This is a genomic window from Deltaproteobacteria bacterium, from assembly GCA_016709225.1.
GTDB classification, from domain to species: Bacteria; Myxococcota_A; Polyangia; order Nannocystales; family Nannocystaceae; genus Xiheibacterium; species Xiheibacterium phototrophicum.
In genome coordinates this window covers 3240500-3256482 of sequence record JADJEE010000012.1, presented here as the reverse complement: position 1 = coordinate 3256482, position 15983 = coordinate 3240500, and the positions used below count along the sequence as shown (strand labels likewise).

The window sequence follows — 15983 nt, the reverse complement described above, 5'->3', positions numbered from 1 at the left end:
GCTTTCGTGGTCGGCCCGCCCACGGCGCCGGGGACCGGCCATCAAGCGGTGGGGATCATTGACGTTTATCGACGCCGCGCAGGCGGACCTCGAGGCCCGCGAGGCCCCGCAGCCCGGCCACCTGAGGGCGGAACAGCTCGCGGGTGCGGCCGGCATCGGCGGCGGCATGGACGACGAATCGGGGGTAGCGCAGCGGGAGCTCGATCACCGCCGACAGCCACGCCGACAGCCGCGGCGTGACGACGATGCGCAGACCGACCTCGGCGTGCGCGGCAATCCATGGCACCACGCGCCCGGCCGCCTCGGCGCGCACGCCTCGCATCGCGCCCAGCGCGACGCCGCCACACGCGACGAGATCGATGCGGCCCTGGGGCAGCGTCGCGCACACCCGCGGCGTGACGCTTCCCAACTGCACGCGCAGACGCAGCGCATCGGCACCGATGGTGCGCGGGGACGCCCACGCACCGAGCAGCTCGCCCCGCACGCGCGAGGTGCCGATCCCGAGCGCGAGATCGACGAGCGCGTCGACCCGCGGCACGACGCCCACGCCCACGCCACCGCGCGCCCGCAGCCACCACGCGATCGTGCGCTCTCGCGACCCCGCTCGCGGCGCTTGCCTCTGCTCGCGCACGCGCGTGCCGCTGCGCGTCGGCGGCCGCACCTCGCGGGGAACCCCGACCGGATCGCCCAGCGGCTCCGGAAGCTCGGCGAGATCGTCGGCCGACGGCAGCTCGAGCGCGTGCACCGTCGCGACCGGATCCCAGCCGACGCTGGCGACCAGCGCGGCGGCTTCGGTCAGGGTCTCGCAGTGCTCGGCATCGAGGGTGCGCGCGTCGACCTCGTCGCCGTGGGTCACGCGCAGCTGCAGGCGATACCCGTCGCCACTGCGCGTGATCTCGCCCGCGAGCTGGAGCGACGGCACGGTGGCGAGATCGTCGTCGCTCACGCTGCGCCCCGCCAGCGCTGCGATGCGGCCCGACAGCACCGCCGCGTCGGGACACTCGCTGGGCGCCTGCCACCGCAGCCACGCGCCGTCGTCCTGCCCGGGTGCCCCGGAGAGGGCCCACGCGCTCAGCGCAAACCAGGCGAACACGGCCCGCGAAGACTACCAGGAGCCCGCGGCGGGAAAAAAACCGCGGCAACCACGAACGCCGACCGACCGCGGGCATTGCTCCTACGAAGCCCGGTGCGCGGGGCCGCGGTTGCAGCGGCCCGACCGGGCGCGACTTGGATGGAACGAGGAGTGTGTCATGGCTTGGATGTCGAAGATGGCGCGAATGGGTGGGTTGGACGTGTGGATGCGTGGTGGTGCAGTGGTGCTCGCCGGTGGCGTGCTCGCGGTCGCGACCGCGTGTGATCCGAAGCCGCTGGTGCCCGGCGACGACGGTGCGATCGAGCAAGACGACGCGGGGCAAGACGACGACGGCAACGAGACCGAGGCGGACACCGACGAGCCCGGCACCTCGGTGGGTAGTGGCGCGACCTCGGGTGTCGGCTGCGAAGGCGACGATTGCCCGGTCGATCCGCCGGAGCCGCAGCCGATGCACGCGTATTTCATGCGCTTCGGCGATCTCCCCGACATCGACGTCGGCAGCACCGACACCGGTGGCGGCTCGGGTGCCGGTGACGGCGGCAGCGACATCGATCCCGATGCGCTGCACGTGATCATCTCGACCGGCGCCGACAACTGCGACGATCCCTACGCCGCGCTGGCCTGCGGAGCATGGCGCGTCAGCTTCACGCTGCCGGCCGACGCCGCCGCTGGGACGTTCGAGCTGTTCCCCGACCTCAACGGCACACAGACCGCGACCGGACCGCTCGACGAGAACGACGAGTGCTACTGGGGCGGAGGCACGCTCGAGGGGTCGTTGGTGATCGAGTCGCTCGACGAGGGAACGATCAGCGGACACATCGAAGACGCGGTCTCATTCGACTTCGACGCCGACGTCGAGTTCGTCGCCCATCGCTGCCCTTAGCTCGCCCACCGCGGTGCGCCCATGCCCGCCTCGAGCCTCCGGTCGGAGCGCGAGGCGGGGCCGTGATCGCGCGAAGGCGACCGCAGCGAGGGTCTGCGCGAATGCAGGTCGCGCGGGGGCGATTTGCCTGCGAAAATGCCCGAGCATGGACTGGGACGACGTGCGGTTCTTTCTCGCGATCGTGCGCAGCGGCACGCTCGCAGGGGCCGCCACCTCGCTCGGGCTCGACGCGACGACCGTAGGCCGTCGCCTCGCTCGGCTCGAGCAAGCGGTCGATGCCAGGCTGTTCGATCGCACCGCCAAGGGCTACGTGCCCACCGCCGCGGGCACCCGCATCCTGCCGCGGGCCGAGGCCATCGAGCGCGAGATCATCGCGGCGATGCGCGATGTCGAGGGCGAGGATCAGCGACTCGCCGGCAACGTGCGACTGGCCGCGACCGAGATGCTCTCGACGCGCTTCATCGCGCCGCACCTGCATCGCTTCAATCGCCGCTACCCCGACATCAAGCTCGAGCTCGCCTGTACCAACCGCGACGTCGATCTCGGCCGTCGCGAGGCCGACATCGCGCTGCGACTGGCCCGGCCCCACCAGGACGACGTCGTGGTCAAGCGCCTGTTCGTGATCGATCTGGCGCTGTACGCCTCGCACGGCTACGTCGAGGAGCTCGGCGAGCCTGGCAGCAACGGGCAGGACGGCTTCGGCGGTCATCGCTGCGTCGGCTTCGCCGACACGCGCGCGTTCCGACGCGAGAACGAGTGGTTCGATCAGTTTGCGCCCAACGCCGAGGTCGCGCTGCGTTCCGACAGCGTGTCGTCGATCATGTCGGCCGCCATCGCTGGCGTCGGCATCGCGCTGCTGCCGTGTCGCGTCGCCGACGCCGAGCCGGCGTTGCGTCGCATCGCGCTGCCGGGCGCTGCCGGAGCACCGGGCCAGGGGCCCGAGCCGCGCGTGGTGTGGCAAGCGGTGCATCGCGATCTCATGGGCGCAGCGAGGATCCGGGCCGTGCTCGACTTCTTGGGTCGCTTGTTCGGCGTTGCGGACCCGGTCGCCGCCACGCGGGGCGGCGCGACTGCGCAGTCACCCTGAAGGGTTCGCGCGCCGACGGATGGGGCCTATGATGCGGCGGCCCCCCTGGGCACGTGAGTGCGATCGTGGACGAGCCGATGCAAGACGGCGGCGAAGCGTCGCGCGCCGATCTCCGCACTCGCCGTGCGTTGCGCGGCTCGATGGTCGAGGGCATGTGCCATGCGCTCATGCTGGGGTGGAGCGAGAGCTATCTCGGCGCGTTCGCGGTCGCGCAGGGCCACGGTCCGCTCGCGCTGGCGCTGCTCTCGACGCTGCCGCTGGTGGTCGGAGCCTCGCTACAGCTCGGCGCGTCGGCGCTGGTCCACGCGCTCGGGCACCGACGCCACGTCATCGTGCTCGGCGCGACGCTGCAGGCGTTGTCGCAGCTGGGGTTCATCGCCATCGCCGTCGTTGACGATCGACGGCTGTGGCCGTTGCTCACGGTGAAGTGCGTGTTCTGGGGCTCCGGGGCCCTCATCGCCCCGGCCTGGGGCGCGCAGATGGCCTCGCTGACGCAGTGGGTCCGGCGTCAGCGCTACTTCGCGATCCGCTCGGGCATGGCCGAGGTGGCGTTGCTGCTGGCGTTCGCGGCCGGCGGCGTGTGGCTGCACCATGCCCAAGGGGCCCAGGCCCGCGAGCGATTCGCATGGATGTTCGCGGCCGCCCTGCTCGCGCGGGCGGTGAGCGCGGTGCTGCTGGCGTGGCAGTACGATCCCGATCGGCGCGGCCGCGACAGCCGACCACCATCGCTGGCGAACTTCCTCGTGGCCGCACGGGCCTCGCGCTGGCGCATCTCGATCTACATCGGCGCGATGATGTTCGGGGCCAGCATCGCGATCCCGTTCTTCACGCCGCACATGCTGGGCAACCTCGGGCTCGGCTTCGACGAGTATGCGATGTTGCTGTCGGCGTCGATCCTCGCCAAGGCACTGTCGTTCCCGCTGTGCCACCGCATCGCGGCCGCGATCGGCCTGCGTCGTCTGTTGATCGTGTCGGGCATCGGCGTGGCGATCCTGCCGCTGCTGTGGATCCCCTTCGACACCGTGGGCCCGCTGCTGGGCGCCCAGCTGCTGGGCGGCGTGGTGTGGGCCGGCCTCGAGTACGCCAGCTTCCAGCTGTTGCTCGGCTCGGCGGCGGAGCACCACCGGCTCGAGTTCCTGTCGTTGTCGGGCGCGCTGGGCAGCCTGCTGCAGCTGGCGGGGGCCCTGTGCGGCAGCTGGCTGCTCGCCACCGGCCTGCTCGACTACGCGATGGTGTTCCTGGTATCGGCGGTGCTGCGCGCCGCGGCGCTCGGCGTGCTGCTCGTCGTCATCCGTCCGCTCGATCTCGCGGTCGCGCTGCCGCGGCTGATCCTGCGCATCAGCGGCGTGCGTCCCACCGGCGGCTCGATCCGCGGCGCGATCATCGACGAGGACCGTGCACCGCCGGAGCGTCCGCCCGAGCCCTAGCCGAAACGTTGCTATCATCCGCCGCGATGTCGCAACCGCGTCGGTTCCTCGCATGCGTCGCCGTGGCCGCGGCAGCCGTGCTGGCGTGCGAGCGTGGGCCCGACGCCAGCACCTGCTTCGACGCATGCGGCGAGGGCACCCGCTGCGACGGTGGCAAGTGCGTCGTCGTCGCAGCCGCGGCGGAGCCCGCCGCCGTCGCGCCCGAGGCCAAGCGAAGCGGTCGACGCGGACGTCGGCGACCACGCGCGGGTGGCGAGGGCTCGGGTGACGACGGCGATGCCAGCGACGCCACCGCGACCTACGTGCCGGTCGACGATCGCCGCATTCCCAAGTACGACGCGACGGCGACCACCGTGCTCGACCCCGCCGCCGGTAGCGAGCGACTCGACGACGCCACCGTGCGCTCGCACCTTCGCAAGCTCGAGCCTGCGCTCGACCGCTGCATCACCGACGCAGCCACCGCAGGGGTGAGCATCGGCAGCGGCCGCGTGAAATTCGTGTTCGGGCTGTCACCGAGCGGCAAGGTCACCGGCGTCACCGCCAAGGCGCCGCCGGCGATCCGCGATGCGGGCATCGTGCCGTGCCTGCGGCAGGTGGTGTTCGAGCACCGCTTCCCCAGCTACGACGGGCCGCCGATGGGCGTCGACTACTCGTTCGAGGTCGGCTGAGCGACGACGACGCGGCCCAGTCGCAGCGACACCAACGCACCGACGAGCGCGAGCGCGGCCATCACACGGAACGCACCGCCCGCCCAAGCGTCGAAGCAGAACCCCGCGACCGGCATCGCCACGCCCATCGCGAGCCCGCTCGCGACCGCGGCATACGACGCGGTCGCCCGATGCACGCGATCGGTGGGCACGTGCTCGCGCAGCCAGTGCATCGCGCCCAGGTGCATCGCGCCGAAGCTCGCCGCGTGGAGCACCGACACCACCAGCAACCACGTGACCGACGCGAGCTCCGCGAACGCGAGCCAGCGCAGGGTCGCGCACAGGCCGGCGACCACGAGCATGCCCGACGCCCCCAGCGCTCGGACCACGCGCTGGCCGACCGCGAACAGCAGCACCTCGGCGGTGACTCCGACCCCCCAGAACCACCCCACCGTGCCCTCGTCGATGCCGATCGCAAGCCAGTGCTTGGTGCCGAAGCCGTAGAGCACCGCGTGGCTGCCGTGCAAGCACGCGACCGCGAGCAACAGCGTCGGTAGCCCCGGCTGTCGCAGCACGACGCGCAGCGGCACCGGCGTGCCGCCGCGCCCGTGCGCGACCGGTCTCAGCAGGAACGACGCGAGCAGCACTGCCAGGGCCGCGATCTGCAGCACCGGCAGGACCGCCGCGGCGTCGCGCTGCTCGAGCCAGCGCCCACCGACCACTGCAGCTGCGATGAACGCGATCGATCCCCACGCACGCACGCGCCCATAGTCGAGTCGGCCCGCGGCCGAGGCCTGCAGTGCCATGCCATCGAGCAGTGGGACCACCGGCGCGTGGGCGCAGCCGAGCGCGAGCGACAACAGCAGCAGCGGCACGAAGCCGGCGACGACGCCGAAGCCGAGGTAGCAGCCCAGCCCCAGCGCGGCCGCGGCCCACACCAGCTGGCGCGAGTGCCCGCTGCGATCGGCCCACGCGCCGACCTGTGGTGCGAGCAGCCGCGCCCACATGCCCACGCCCAGCAGCACGCCGATCTCCCGCGGCGACATGCCGGCGGCGCCCAACCACGTCGGCCAGTACGGCAGCGCGACGCCCGAGAGGAAGAAGAACGCCGCGAACGTGCTCGCGAGGCCGATCGACTCCGTCGATCCCCACGGCCGCGGACTCGGCTCGGAGGCACGCACGCGATGCTCGTCGGCGGACACGGATCGAGAAGCGGCGCGCGCGGGTCGAACGCCGGCAACGACGATGGCGCGGATGATGACATCCCCGGCCACCCGCGGGCGCGGCACCATGGAATCGACCGCGCCATGCGGTGTCCAAGGCCCATGCGCCGCACCGCCGCCACGCACCCGCACGCCGACGCCGGCGTGGAATCGCCTTCGGACGCACCACGGGAACCTCGTGTCGCGGCGGCGCAACCACGCAGCGCAAGGGTCCGCGCCCCGACTGGCGCCCCGATGCTGTGCTGCGCGGTCCTGCTCGGCTGCACCATCGAGCAGGACAGCAACCCGTTCGGTGCGGCAACGGTCGCAGCATCGTCCACGCTCGGCGTGTCGAGCAGCCCGGGCGACGGTGACAGCGACGGCTCGGGCTCGGGCTCCGACACCTCGGGCTCGACCAGCGTCGGCGCGACCGCATCGGGCGACACGGGCAGCTCGGGCGCCGCCGGCAGCGACGACGCGGGGAGCTCCTCGGGGAGCGACGGCGACAGCGGCGATCCTTCGGGCGGCGGCAACGGCATGCAGCCGCAAGACGGCATGTACTCGCCGTGCACGACCCCGCAGGAGTGCGGCTTCACGCCGATCCTGTGCATCACGATCCAGGACATGATGGGCAACCCCCAGGACGGCTTCTGCTCGCAGACGGGATGTGCCTCGCCGGCGGTCGATTGCGCGGTGTCGCCCGGCGGCACCGCCACGCCGACGTGCGTGCCCGTCACGATCGATGGTGCAGCCGAGCAGGCCTGCGCGCTCGACTGCTCCGGCGGCAAGACCTGCCCACCGCCGATGACCTGCTACGACGTCACCTCGCTCGGCATGGTCTGCGCCTGACCGCGGCAACACCGGGGCCGCACCAGGGCCACACCGGCTCATGACCGGGGCCTCGTCCGAGTGGGTCGACCCCGTGAGAATTCCAAGCTCGACCGTGCGGGCTCGAACTGCGTTCTTCGATCGCCAAGAACGCTGCGGTGCCCTAGCGTGCGTGATGATGGGATCTTCGCTGGCTCGGCGTCCCCCCTGCGCTTGCTCGCTCGTGGCACGGGCATCGGTGGCAGCCGCGATGCTCGTCGTGATCGCAGCCTGCCCCACCGGCGCAGCCCCGCAGGGCGCATCGGGCTACTACGGCACGAGCTTCACGACCACGACCGCCGACACGACCGACGCGTCCGCGGGCGAGAGCACCGCGGTCGGTAGCGGTGGCGGTGAGGATGTCAGCAGCGATGGCGCCGCGGGCAGCAGTGGCCAAGCGGCGAGCAGCGGCCCCGGTGAGGGCTCGAGCGGTGGCGTGCCGATGTGTGGCAACGGCGTGGTCGAGGGCGACGAGGCCTGCGACGGCTCCGACCTCGGCGGCAACGACTGCACCGACTTCGGCTACGACGAGGGCGTGCTCGCCTGCGACCAGGACTGCCACGCCATCACGGACGCGTGCTCGAGCTGTGGTGACGGCGAGATCTCGCTGACCGAGGTCTGCGAGGCCACCGACTTCGACGGCGAGACCTGCACCTCGCTGGGTTTCGGCGGCGGCGCGCTGCTGTGCGAGGTCGGGTGCAAGTCGATCGACACCAGTGGCTGCATCCCGCTGCCGACCTGCGGCGACGGTGTACGCAACGGCGGCGAGCAGTGCGACGGCAACGACGTCGGCGGCGCGAGCTGTGCGTCGCAGGGCTTCGATCAGGGCACGCTCGGCTGCACGCCCGGCTGCACCTTCGACGTCGCCGAGTGCATGGACGACCTCACCAACTGCGGGATGATGGGCGACTTCTGCCTGTTCGACGAGAACGACATCCAGAGCACGTGCTGCCCCGCGGGCGTGGGCGGCAACGTGCTCGGGATCTGCAACGTCGTCGTGTGCGTGTGAGCGGCGCGCGAGCGCGCGCCCCTCGTCAGCCTTCGGGCTCGGTGCCGACGTCGACCTCGCCGCCGCCGGCGAGCCAGCGGAAGTTGTCGAGCAGCACCGTGGAGTCCCACGCCGAGTCGCCGGTGTCCCAGATCGCAAAGCGGATCGTGAACTCGTCGCCGCCGTCGACCGGCGCGGTCGTGACCAGCCAGCTGGTCGCGCCGGCGTCGTCCCAGGTGTCGAAGCCAGTGCCCGCCAGCTCGCTGGTACCCAGGGCACAACCCGAGCACACGTCGAAGAACGCGATGTTGACGCTCACCGGGTTCGACATCGAGTCGAACGAGATGTTGCCGTTGATCGAGCCCATCGGCGCGGGGTCGACCAGCGCGATGTACTGGTCGTTGAAGCTCGTGCACACCCACTCGGGGTACTCGAACGAGTAGAAGTCGAAGTTGTACGCGTAGCCGGTCGCGTTGGTCGGTGCGCGCAGCGTCAGCTCGAGCGCGATGTCGTCGTTGATGTTGGTCGAGCCTGCGCACGCGGGCACGTCCTGCGGGAAGCCGGCCGGAGCCGTGCCCGCGCCGCTGCCGTAGCACGTCAGCGCGCCGCACTCGCCCGCCTGGCCGGCGTAGCGCGCGTGGCCGCTCGAGAGCACCAACATCGAGGCGCCCTCCTGCGGATCCACATTGGTGCCCCACTCGGTCTCGAGCCCGTACTGCAGATCGGCACCCGCGACCGCAGCCCCGTTGGCGCGGACGTACTTGGCATCGACGATGCCCCAGTCGCCGGGCCCACTCGACATCTTGCAGATGCCCAGCGCGGCCGCTGCCGAGAGCGGGTCGTCGTCGTCGAGCGCGAGCCCGCCGTCGCACGACGGCATCAGGTTGTCGACGAGACCATCACAATTCTCGTCGGCGGGCGCGGGGATCTGGCCGGTGTCGTCGGGCATCGTGACGACCACCTCGATCGCGCCGGGGTTGACGTCGGCGTCACAATCGTTGCAGTCGCCCTGGTTGCCGGTCCAGCCGTCGCCGTCCTCGTCCATCGCGGGGTTGGCCATGCAATCGACCTCACCGCCGGGGTTGTAGCCGATGTCGAATTTCGGCAGCATCCCATCCGCACCACTGCTGCCATCGGCGTTCGCAGTGTCGGTGGCCGGCGATGCTTCGTCGCCACCACCTTCGTCGGCAGCGCCCGTGCTCGTGTCCGTGCTTGCATCACCGTCGACACCACCGCTGCCGATGGTGGGATCGAGGCCGATGCCGCTCCCAGTGTTGTCGCGCCCGTCCGTGCCGCACGCGAGCGCGAGCGCCGAGAGGGCGGCGAGACAGAGGCGAGAGCCGCGGACCGATGGGGGACGCACGAAGGTCACGACGCCAGGCTAGAGGTCTCGCGACGCGCACGAAAGAGCTGCGCGCGCGGGCGGCTCGCAGCCATACGTGCGCTTGCGTACGGCGCGTCGTTCGGCCCTCGGCCCGCGGGGCCGTGCCGCGGGCGTCCCTGACAGCCACTCGCGACCTCCGTTGCGCGCGAGGTCGCGCGGGGCCCGGCGATCCGGCCTCTGCGGCCGCCACCACAGCTCACGCCCCGCACCGCAACGAATGCCCGCGAAAGGGCCCCACGGGCCCCGCAGGAGCCGGATACCATGTCCCCAAGCGCTCGCGCGCCCGAGAACGAACGATGCGCTCATTCCTGGTTTTCCGCGACATTCGCATCCTCCGACTCGTCAGTGCGCTCGCAGTGCTCGCGCCCCTGCCCGGCTGCGAGGCGGCCCATGCGAGCGGACCCGATGCCCCTCGCGACGCGACTGCGATCACCTCGACGCACACCGGCACCCGCGTGCCCGACGACGATCCCGCCGCCGTCGGCACCCTCACCGACGGCAGCGTGCAGGGTCGCTACGTGGCCCGCATCGCGCGGTTGCACGATGGCACCGCGCGCAAGAGTCATCACCTCGTGTTCGCGACCGGCGAGCTCGAGCTGCGGCTGCCGCCCACGTTCGCACCGACCACCGACGAGGTCGCCGATGTCCCGTGGCAGCGCAACACGTTGCTGCGCGCGTATGGCTCGCTCGATGCGCAGGGCGTGCTCGAGGTCGACGACGTCACCGTCGTCGCACCACCGCCGCAACCACTGATCGACGCCGAGCCCTACGACCCGCGATCGATCGCGCTGATCCTGCTGCGTTGGGGCGACAACCCCGGGCTCATGAACGGCTACGGCAAGGAGGCGATGTTCGAGGGCGCCGAGTCGGTCGCGGTGTTCTACGGCGAGGCCTCCTACGGGCGTGAGCGCATGATCGGCGAGGTCTTCGGCCCCTACGACATTCCTGATCCCGGCGGCTGCGATCCCTACTCGATCTCGCAGGATGCCCAGGCGGCGATGAGCGCGAAGGGCCACGACCCCAGCAAGTACAGCCAGCTGATGTACCACTTCCCGCAGGCCGGCTGCGACTTTGCCGGCCTCGCCGACATCGGCTCGCCGCAGTTCGCCGCGCGCGACAGCTGGTACCAGTCGTCGCTCGACTGCGTCGTGCGCAACCAGGAGCTCGGGCACAACTACGGCATGGGTCACTCGCACGCCTACGACTGCGGCGTCGACGACATGGGCAACGACGTCGTGTTCGCCGACAACTGCGGGCACATCGAGTACGGCGATCCCTACGACCCGATGGGGGACGGCTGCGCGCACATCAACGCAGTGCAGAAGCTGTACATGGGCTGGCTCGACGGCTGCAACCTGGTCGACGCCACCGCCGACGGCACCTTCAACCTCGTGCCGCTGGAGCGCCCGTGCAACGGTACCCAGGCCCTGCGCATCCCCGCGTTCGACGGCCGCAGCTACTACCTCGAGTATCGCCAGCCGATCGGCGCCTTCGATGCCGATCTCGGGCTCGATGGCGTGCTCGTGCACGTCTCGAACGACTTCGGCGGTTTCGGGCCCAGTCCCTACTTCCTGCGCGTCGGCGAGAACGGCGTGATGAAGACTGGCACCTCGTTCACCGACCCGATGGGGACGGTCTCGTTCACGGTCGACGCGATGGATGCCGATCACGCGGTCGTGACGGTGACCTTTGCCGACGGCGGCAGCGGGTCACCGACCTGCCTCGGCGGCGCCACGCCCGAGACCGAAGGCGGTGCCGTCGGTTCGCTCGCGTGCGCCGACGCGCCCTACCCACCCGACGACGCCGCACCGACGGTGAACATCACCTCGCCCGCGAACGGCGACATGTTCGACCCCGGCGCCAGCTTCACCATCACCGCCGAGGCCAGCGACGATCGGCTGCTCAGCGACCTCGTGCTGTACCTCGACAGCCAGCCGGTCGTGCGACTGTACGAGCCACCGTGGTCGTGGGACGTGACCAACATCCCCGCCGGCACCTACGAGTTCGGCGTGATTGCCAGCGATGGCCGCAACCAGGGCTTCAGCGAGGCGGTCACGGTGCAGGTCGGCGCGCCTGCGGGAGCCGACACCAGCGGGGGCGCGACCGAGGGTGATGCGACCGACGACGGCAACGGTGCCGGCGACGGCAGCAGCTCCGGCGCCCCATCGCAGCCCGGACCCGACGACGACGGCGGTTGCAGCTGTCGCGCCGCCGCGCCCGGCCGTGGCTGGTCGCTGGTGCCGTGGCTGCTGCCGTGGCTCGTCATCCAGGCGACGCGTCGCCGCCGTCCGTGGACGATGCGCTCGCGAGGGCGCTGATCAGCTCGGCGTCGAGCTCCGCGGTGAGTCCTTCGCCCATCGACGTGCGCAGGCGCAGCGGGAGATCCTGGGCGGTACCGAAGTACTCGCGCGCGCACGAGAGGTGGACGAAGCCCGCGCCGCTGAAGCGGCCCTCCTCCCACCAGTCGAGCCCGATGCGCAGCAAGCCGCGATCGATGGTCTCGTGGCAGTGTCGACAGCGCGCGCGGGCAGAGCTGGCGTGCTCGACCCGATGGACGCGGGCCAGCCGAGGGTGCGCGAGCCCGCGGGCACACAGCCCCTGCAGCAGCGCGGCCTCGTCGGCGGCCAGCGCCGCGTCGCTGTGCGCCAGCACCTCGTGAACCGGCTCGGGTCGCTTGCAGGCCGCACAGCGCAGGTGGAACCAGAACGACGCCTCGCCCTCACCGAAGGGGTTGGGCGCGCGCTCGCCGAAGCGCAGCGAGTCCTTCGCGATCGCGCGCCCGCACGCGCGACACTTCGCGCGCCCCGTCGGCGCCGACTCGATCGCGTGTGGCATGCCCTACTCCGGCTCGCGGGCGTCGAGCTCGGCGCCGTCCTTGGGATCCGCCAGCCACGGCACGATGGCCTCGGCCATCTGCTCGGCGATGTCGTCGAGCCCGGCACACACGCCGGACTGCCCGCCGCCGACGCCCGGCCGCGAGCTGCCGCGCACCGAGAAGCCCGCCGTGCGATCGCCATGGGCCACCAGCTCGCCCTCGACCAGCACGTTCATCACGCCCTCCCAGGCCGGCTCGGCACCGTCCATGCGGACGACCGTGAGTGCGATGCGTTTGTCGGCGCCATCACCGGTGCCGCGGGCCTCGATGGCCTCGGCGAGCTCCTGGCTCACGCGCATCTCGAACTTGCAGCGCGTGCGGGTCTTCTCGGGTGCGTTGGCGTTCTCGCCATAGTCGGCCGGCTCGATGGTGTAGCCCCGTGCCTGCCCGGGCGTCGACGACGCGGACTTCTCACAGCCCGACGATCCGAGCACGGCGATCCCGATGGCCAGGCATGCAGCGCGCATGCGCGCGATCGTAGGGGATCGCGAGTGAGCAACGCAAATCGATGGCGGCTTCGGGCCCCGCGGTGCAACTCGCCGGTCGGCCGTGCCGTATGCGAATCACCGTGACACTCGCACTGCTCGCACTGGCGGCCTCGCTCGGCAGCTGGATCCTCTACATGAATGCCATCGCCCGCGAGCGCGTGCCGCCGCGGCCGTGGGGTCACGTCGCAGCACAGGGCTTCGCGCTGGCGGCCGTGGCCACCGCGATCTGGCTTGCTCGCGACGGTGGTTTGGGCGCGCCGATCGCCGCCGCCGCGTTGGTGATCCCGCTCGCGGGCTTGTTCCTGTTCCTGCTCTCGCAGGCACCGGTGCCCGACACGCAGATCCGCGTGGCGGTCGGCCAGTCGATGCTGCCGATCCGCGCGACCACCAGCGACGCACAGCCGTGGTCGAGCGACGGCCTGAGGGGTCGTCGCGTGCTCTTCAAGTTCTACCGCGGCGGTTGGTGACCATACTGTTCCGCCGAGTTGCGGCGGTTCGAACGCATGCGTCCCGAGCTCGAGCAGCTCGGCTTCATCGTGGTCGTGCTCAGCAAGGACTCCGTGGCCGACGCCGCCCGCGCGAAGCAGCGCGACGGGCTCGGCTTCGTGGTGTTGTCCGACCCCGAGCTGGTCGCGATCCGCTCCTATGGCCTCGAGCACCACCGTGCGGTCGAGTTCTCGACGGCGCCGTTCTCGTTGTTCGGCATCCCGTTGGCGATGTACACCGGTCGCCGCACGATGGCGGTGCCCACCACGTTGCTCATCGACGAGGACGGCATCGTGCGATGGATCGACCAAGCCGACGACTATCGCCTACGCGGTGACGCCTCGCGGGTGCTCGGTGCGATCGCGACGGCGTTCCCCCCGCGCGGGTAGTCGCCTACGCGCTCGCGAGGCCGTGATCGATCTCGGCCAGGTGCGCGGTGATGTACTGCTGCAGGATCACAAAGCCCTCGTTGGCGTCGAGCTGCTCCTGCGCGAGCTCGCCGAGCGCACGCTCGCGCACCGCCGCGAGCTGCTCACGGGCGCGCCGTCGCTGCTCGTTGTCGGCCCCGTCGAGGCCCGCGACGATGCGACGAGCCTCTTCATAGTGGGTCTCCACGCGGTTGCGCCGGGCCTGCCGCCGCGCAGCCCGCAGCGCCGAGAAGCCCGAGAACAGCAGCGCACCGATGGTGATCGCGAAGCTGATCTCGTCGATGTGCTTGGCGAGGAAGGTCGGCTCGTCGCGCCGGTAGTAGCGATCGGCACCCGCGTGCAGTGGATACGGCGACATCGCCGGGTCGTAGCGCTCGCTGAGGTGCGACAGCAGCCGCTCCTGCTTGGCCAGCTGCACCTTGTGGGCAAAGAGCGACTCGGTCATCGCCTGGACCAGGTCTTCATCGAGATCCTCCCGGACGACCAGCAGCGCATGGACGCTGATGGTCCCGATCGGCGCGGTGGGCTTGCGACCGTAGGCGTGCTCGGGGATGGCGGTGATCGTGAAGTACGGCGCGTCGAGTCGGATGCCCTCGAGCGCCGAACCCACGCGCCCCGGCTCACCCAGCGACAGCAACGTCATGTCGTCCCGCGCGAGCAGGCGATCGACCGCGGGCGTGCGCATGCCACCCACGATGAATGCAGCGTCGAGCTCCCCCGCCTCGAGCGCCGCGGTCGCGTCGACGAGGGCGAGGTTGCGACGATCGAACGCCTCCGGCGTGACACCGAAGTGCTGCAGCACCGCGTCGGCGATCGACTCGGTGCCACTGCCGGCCGGCCCGACGCTCACGCGACGGCCGGCGAGGTCGTGCGGGCGGGCCGCGATCGGAGCGCCATCGGGGCCGATGCGCACGACGATCTGCAGGGTCTCCTCGTACAGCGGCGCGATCAGCTGGACGCCGGCCGCACCCGCGACATGGTTCGACAGCAGCGCGAGCTGGGCCTCGTCGTCGGCCAACATGGCGATCGAGGCCAGCCCGCCCGGGCTCTCGACGGCGCTGAACTGCACATGGGAGAGATCGCTCGCGAAGCTGCGCGCGAGCGTCTCACCGAGCGGCATGAAGGTGCCACCGCGCTGACCGGTCGCGATCACGATCTCGCTGCGCTCGCCGCCGCCGCAGGCGAGCACCCCTTGCAGCAGCAGCAGGCCCACGAGCGCGCCGACCCACCGCCAGCGCACGGCCGTAGTCGTTCGCAGGCAGGGACGAGGCGGCACGCCGACGAGCATACACAACACTGCGCCACGGTTGTGCACACCCGTGCGCCAGCGATGGGCGGGACCCATCGATGCGGCCGTGGTACTCGGGTCTTCGTGAAGCGTGCATCCATCCTCTTCGTCGCGATGGCGACGTGGTCGGCGTGTGTGGTCGAGGCAGGCGACGACGCCGGCGACACCTCGGCGGCCTCCCAGGCCGACGGCGCCTCGGCGGCCTCCCAGACCGACGGCACCTCCCAGACCGGTGGCAGCTCCCAGACCGGGGCCACCTCGCAGGGCGGCGACGGTTCGACCGCGACCGACACCGCGAGCTCGGCGACCGACCCCACCGCCGCGGACACCAGCGCCGGTTCGGACGGCACGGCGGAGGGCCCGGCATCGACGGGTGGTGGCGAGAGCGGCGGCGGTGTGATCGACGTACAGCTCGATGGCTGCGCGGTCGACTTCGGAGGCACGGTGGTCGTGAGCTACAACGGCTCGCTCGGCGTGGCCTCGGTCTACGACAGCTCGAACCTGACCGGCAGCTTCCAGTTCGACATGCTCGCCGTGGGTGACATCGAGCTCTCCTCGCAGCACCGCGTCGACACCGGCATGGTCGTGAACATGGTCGATACCGCGAGCACGTGGACCAACCTCGACGCCGACGCACTCGCGGGCGGGATCGATACCATCGGCGGCGTGCTCGGCGTCGTGCAGTACGAGCCCGCCCAGGGCCTCGCCGAGCTGACCTTCACCGACGTCACCCTACGCAACGTCGTCGACGGTGGCGTGTGCACGATCAACGGCTCGATCGAGACCACGATGCTGTTCCCGTAGCGCCCGAGTGCGCGGAATTCCCGGGCCACGCCGGTG

General features: G+C 71.2%; 16 protein-coding genes. 10 read left to right on the top strand and 6 right to left on the bottom strand.

Annotated features, from left to right (window positions below; translation table 11 throughout):
- Window positions 1-55: 55 nt before the first annotated feature.
- Window positions 56-1093 (bottom strand): hypothetical protein, encoded by a 1038-nt coding sequence (locus IPH07_38470; GenBank protein MBK6923337.1) that lies wholly within the window; start codon window positions 1091-1093, stop codon window positions 56-58.
- A gap of 184 nt (window positions 1094-1277) precedes the next feature.
- Between IPH07_38470 and IPH07_38465 the strand changes: the two genes are divergently transcribed.
- The 4 genes from IPH07_38465 to IPH07_38450 all read left to right on the top strand — a co-directional run bounded on the left by IPH07_38465 (window position 1278) and on the right by IPH07_38450 (window position 5158).
- Window positions 1278-1976, top strand: a complete 699-nt coding sequence (locus IPH07_38465) for a hypothetical protein (protein MBK6923336.1) — start codon at window positions 1278-1280, stop codon at window positions 1974-1976.
- 145 nt (window positions 1977-2121) lie between these two features.
- Window positions 2122-3063 carry a LysR family transcriptional regulator gene (locus IPH07_38460; protein ID MBK6923335.1) on the top strand — a complete coding sequence of 314 codons (942 nt, stop codon included), beginning with the start codon at window positions 2122-2124 and terminating at the stop codon, window positions 3061-3063.
- Between the two features lie 53 nt (window positions 3064-3116).
- Window positions 3117-4490, top strand: coding sequence for a hypothetical protein (locus IPH07_38455; protein ID MBK6923334.1), 1374 nt, complete (start codon window positions 3117-3119; stop codon window positions 4488-4490).
- Between the two features lie 26 nt (window positions 4491-4516).
- The gene (locus IPH07_38450) at window positions 4517-5158 is read left to right on the top strand and encodes a hypothetical protein (GenBank protein MBK6923333.1); all 642 of its coding nucleotides are present in this window, start codon (window positions 4517-4519) and stop codon (window positions 5156-5158) included.
- Here IPH07_38450 and IPH07_38445 read toward each other — a convergent pair.
- Window positions 5137-6339 (bottom strand): MFS transporter, encoded by a 1203-nt coding sequence (locus IPH07_38445; GenBank protein ID MBK6923332.1) that lies wholly within the window; start codon window positions 6337-6339, stop codon window positions 5137-5139. The genes IPH07_38450 and IPH07_38445 overlap by 22 nt on opposite strands.
- Before the next feature lie 255 nt (window positions 6340-6594).
- Here IPH07_38445 and IPH07_38440 point away from each other — a divergent pair, with 255 nt between their 5' ends.
- Both IPH07_38440 and IPH07_38435 read left to right on the top strand, forming a co-directional pair.
- Entirely contained in the window at window positions 6595-7188 is a 594-nt protein-coding gene (locus IPH07_38440; GenBank protein ID MBK6923331.1) for a hypothetical protein, read from the top strand.
- Between the two features lie 238 nt (window positions 7189-7426).
- On the top strand, window positions 7427-8215 hold the full coding sequence (locus tag IPH07_38435) for a hypothetical protein (GenBank protein MBK6923330.1): 789 nt from the start codon (window positions 7427-7429) through the stop codon (window positions 8213-8215).
- Between the two features lie 25 nt (window positions 8216-8240).
- Here IPH07_38435 and IPH07_38430 read toward each other — a convergent pair whose 3' ends face one another.
- Entirely contained in the window at window positions 8241-9557 is a 1317-nt protein-coding gene (locus tag IPH07_38430; GenBank protein MBK6923329.1) for a choice-of-anchor L domain-containing protein, read from the bottom strand.
- A gap of 317 nt (window positions 9558-9874) precedes the next feature.
- On the opposite strand from IPH07_38430, the gene IPH07_38425 reads away from it, so the two are divergent.
- Window positions 9875-11896: a hypothetical protein gene (locus tag IPH07_38425; protein MBK6923328.1), complete on the top strand. Its 2022-nt coding sequence runs from the start codon at window positions 9875-9877 to the stop codon at window positions 11894-11896.
- Here the strand turns inward: IPH07_38425 and IPH07_38420 are convergent.
- Together IPH07_38420 and IPH07_38415 are read right to left on the bottom strand one after the other, a co-directional pair.
- On the bottom strand, window positions 11841-12413 hold the full coding sequence (locus IPH07_38420) for a hypothetical protein (GenBank protein ID MBK6923327.1): 573 nt from the start codon (window positions 12411-12413) through the stop codon (window positions 11841-11843). The genes IPH07_38425 and IPH07_38420 overlap by 56 nt on opposite strands.
- A 3-nt stretch (window positions 12414-12416) precedes the next feature.
- Window positions 12417-12920, bottom strand: a complete 504-nt coding sequence (locus IPH07_38415; protein MBK6923326.1) for a hypothetical protein — start codon at window positions 12918-12920, stop codon at window positions 12417-12419.
- 101 nt (window positions 12921-13021) lie between these two features.
- Here IPH07_38415 and IPH07_38410 point away from each other — a divergent pair, with 101 nt between their 5' ends.
- Both IPH07_38410 and IPH07_38405 read left to right on the top strand, forming a co-directional pair.
- Complete coding sequence (locus tag IPH07_38410) at window positions 13022-13408, top strand: hypothetical protein (GenBank protein MBK6923325.1); 387 nt, start codon at window positions 13022-13024, stop codon at window positions 13406-13408.
- A gap of 36 nt (window positions 13409-13444) precedes the next feature.
- Window positions 13445-13816 (top strand): redoxin domain-containing protein, encoded by a 372-nt coding sequence (locus tag IPH07_38405; GenBank protein MBK6923324.1) that lies wholly within the window; start codon window positions 13445-13447, stop codon window positions 13814-13816.
- Window positions 13817-13820: 4 nt separating this feature from the next.
- Here the strand turns inward: IPH07_38405 and IPH07_38400 are convergent, their stop codons facing one another.
- Entirely contained in the window at window positions 13821-15095 is a 1275-nt protein-coding gene (locus IPH07_38400) for a TAXI family TRAP transporter solute-binding subunit (protein ID MBK6923323.1), read from the bottom strand.
- Window positions 15096-15227: 132 nt separating this feature from the next.
- On the opposite strand from IPH07_38400, the gene IPH07_38395 reads away from it, so the two are divergent.
- Window positions 15228-15947, top strand: coding sequence for a hypothetical protein (locus IPH07_38395; GenBank protein ID MBK6923322.1), 720 nt, complete (start codon window positions 15228-15230; stop codon window positions 15945-15947).
- Window positions 15948-15983 lie beyond the last annotated feature (36 nt).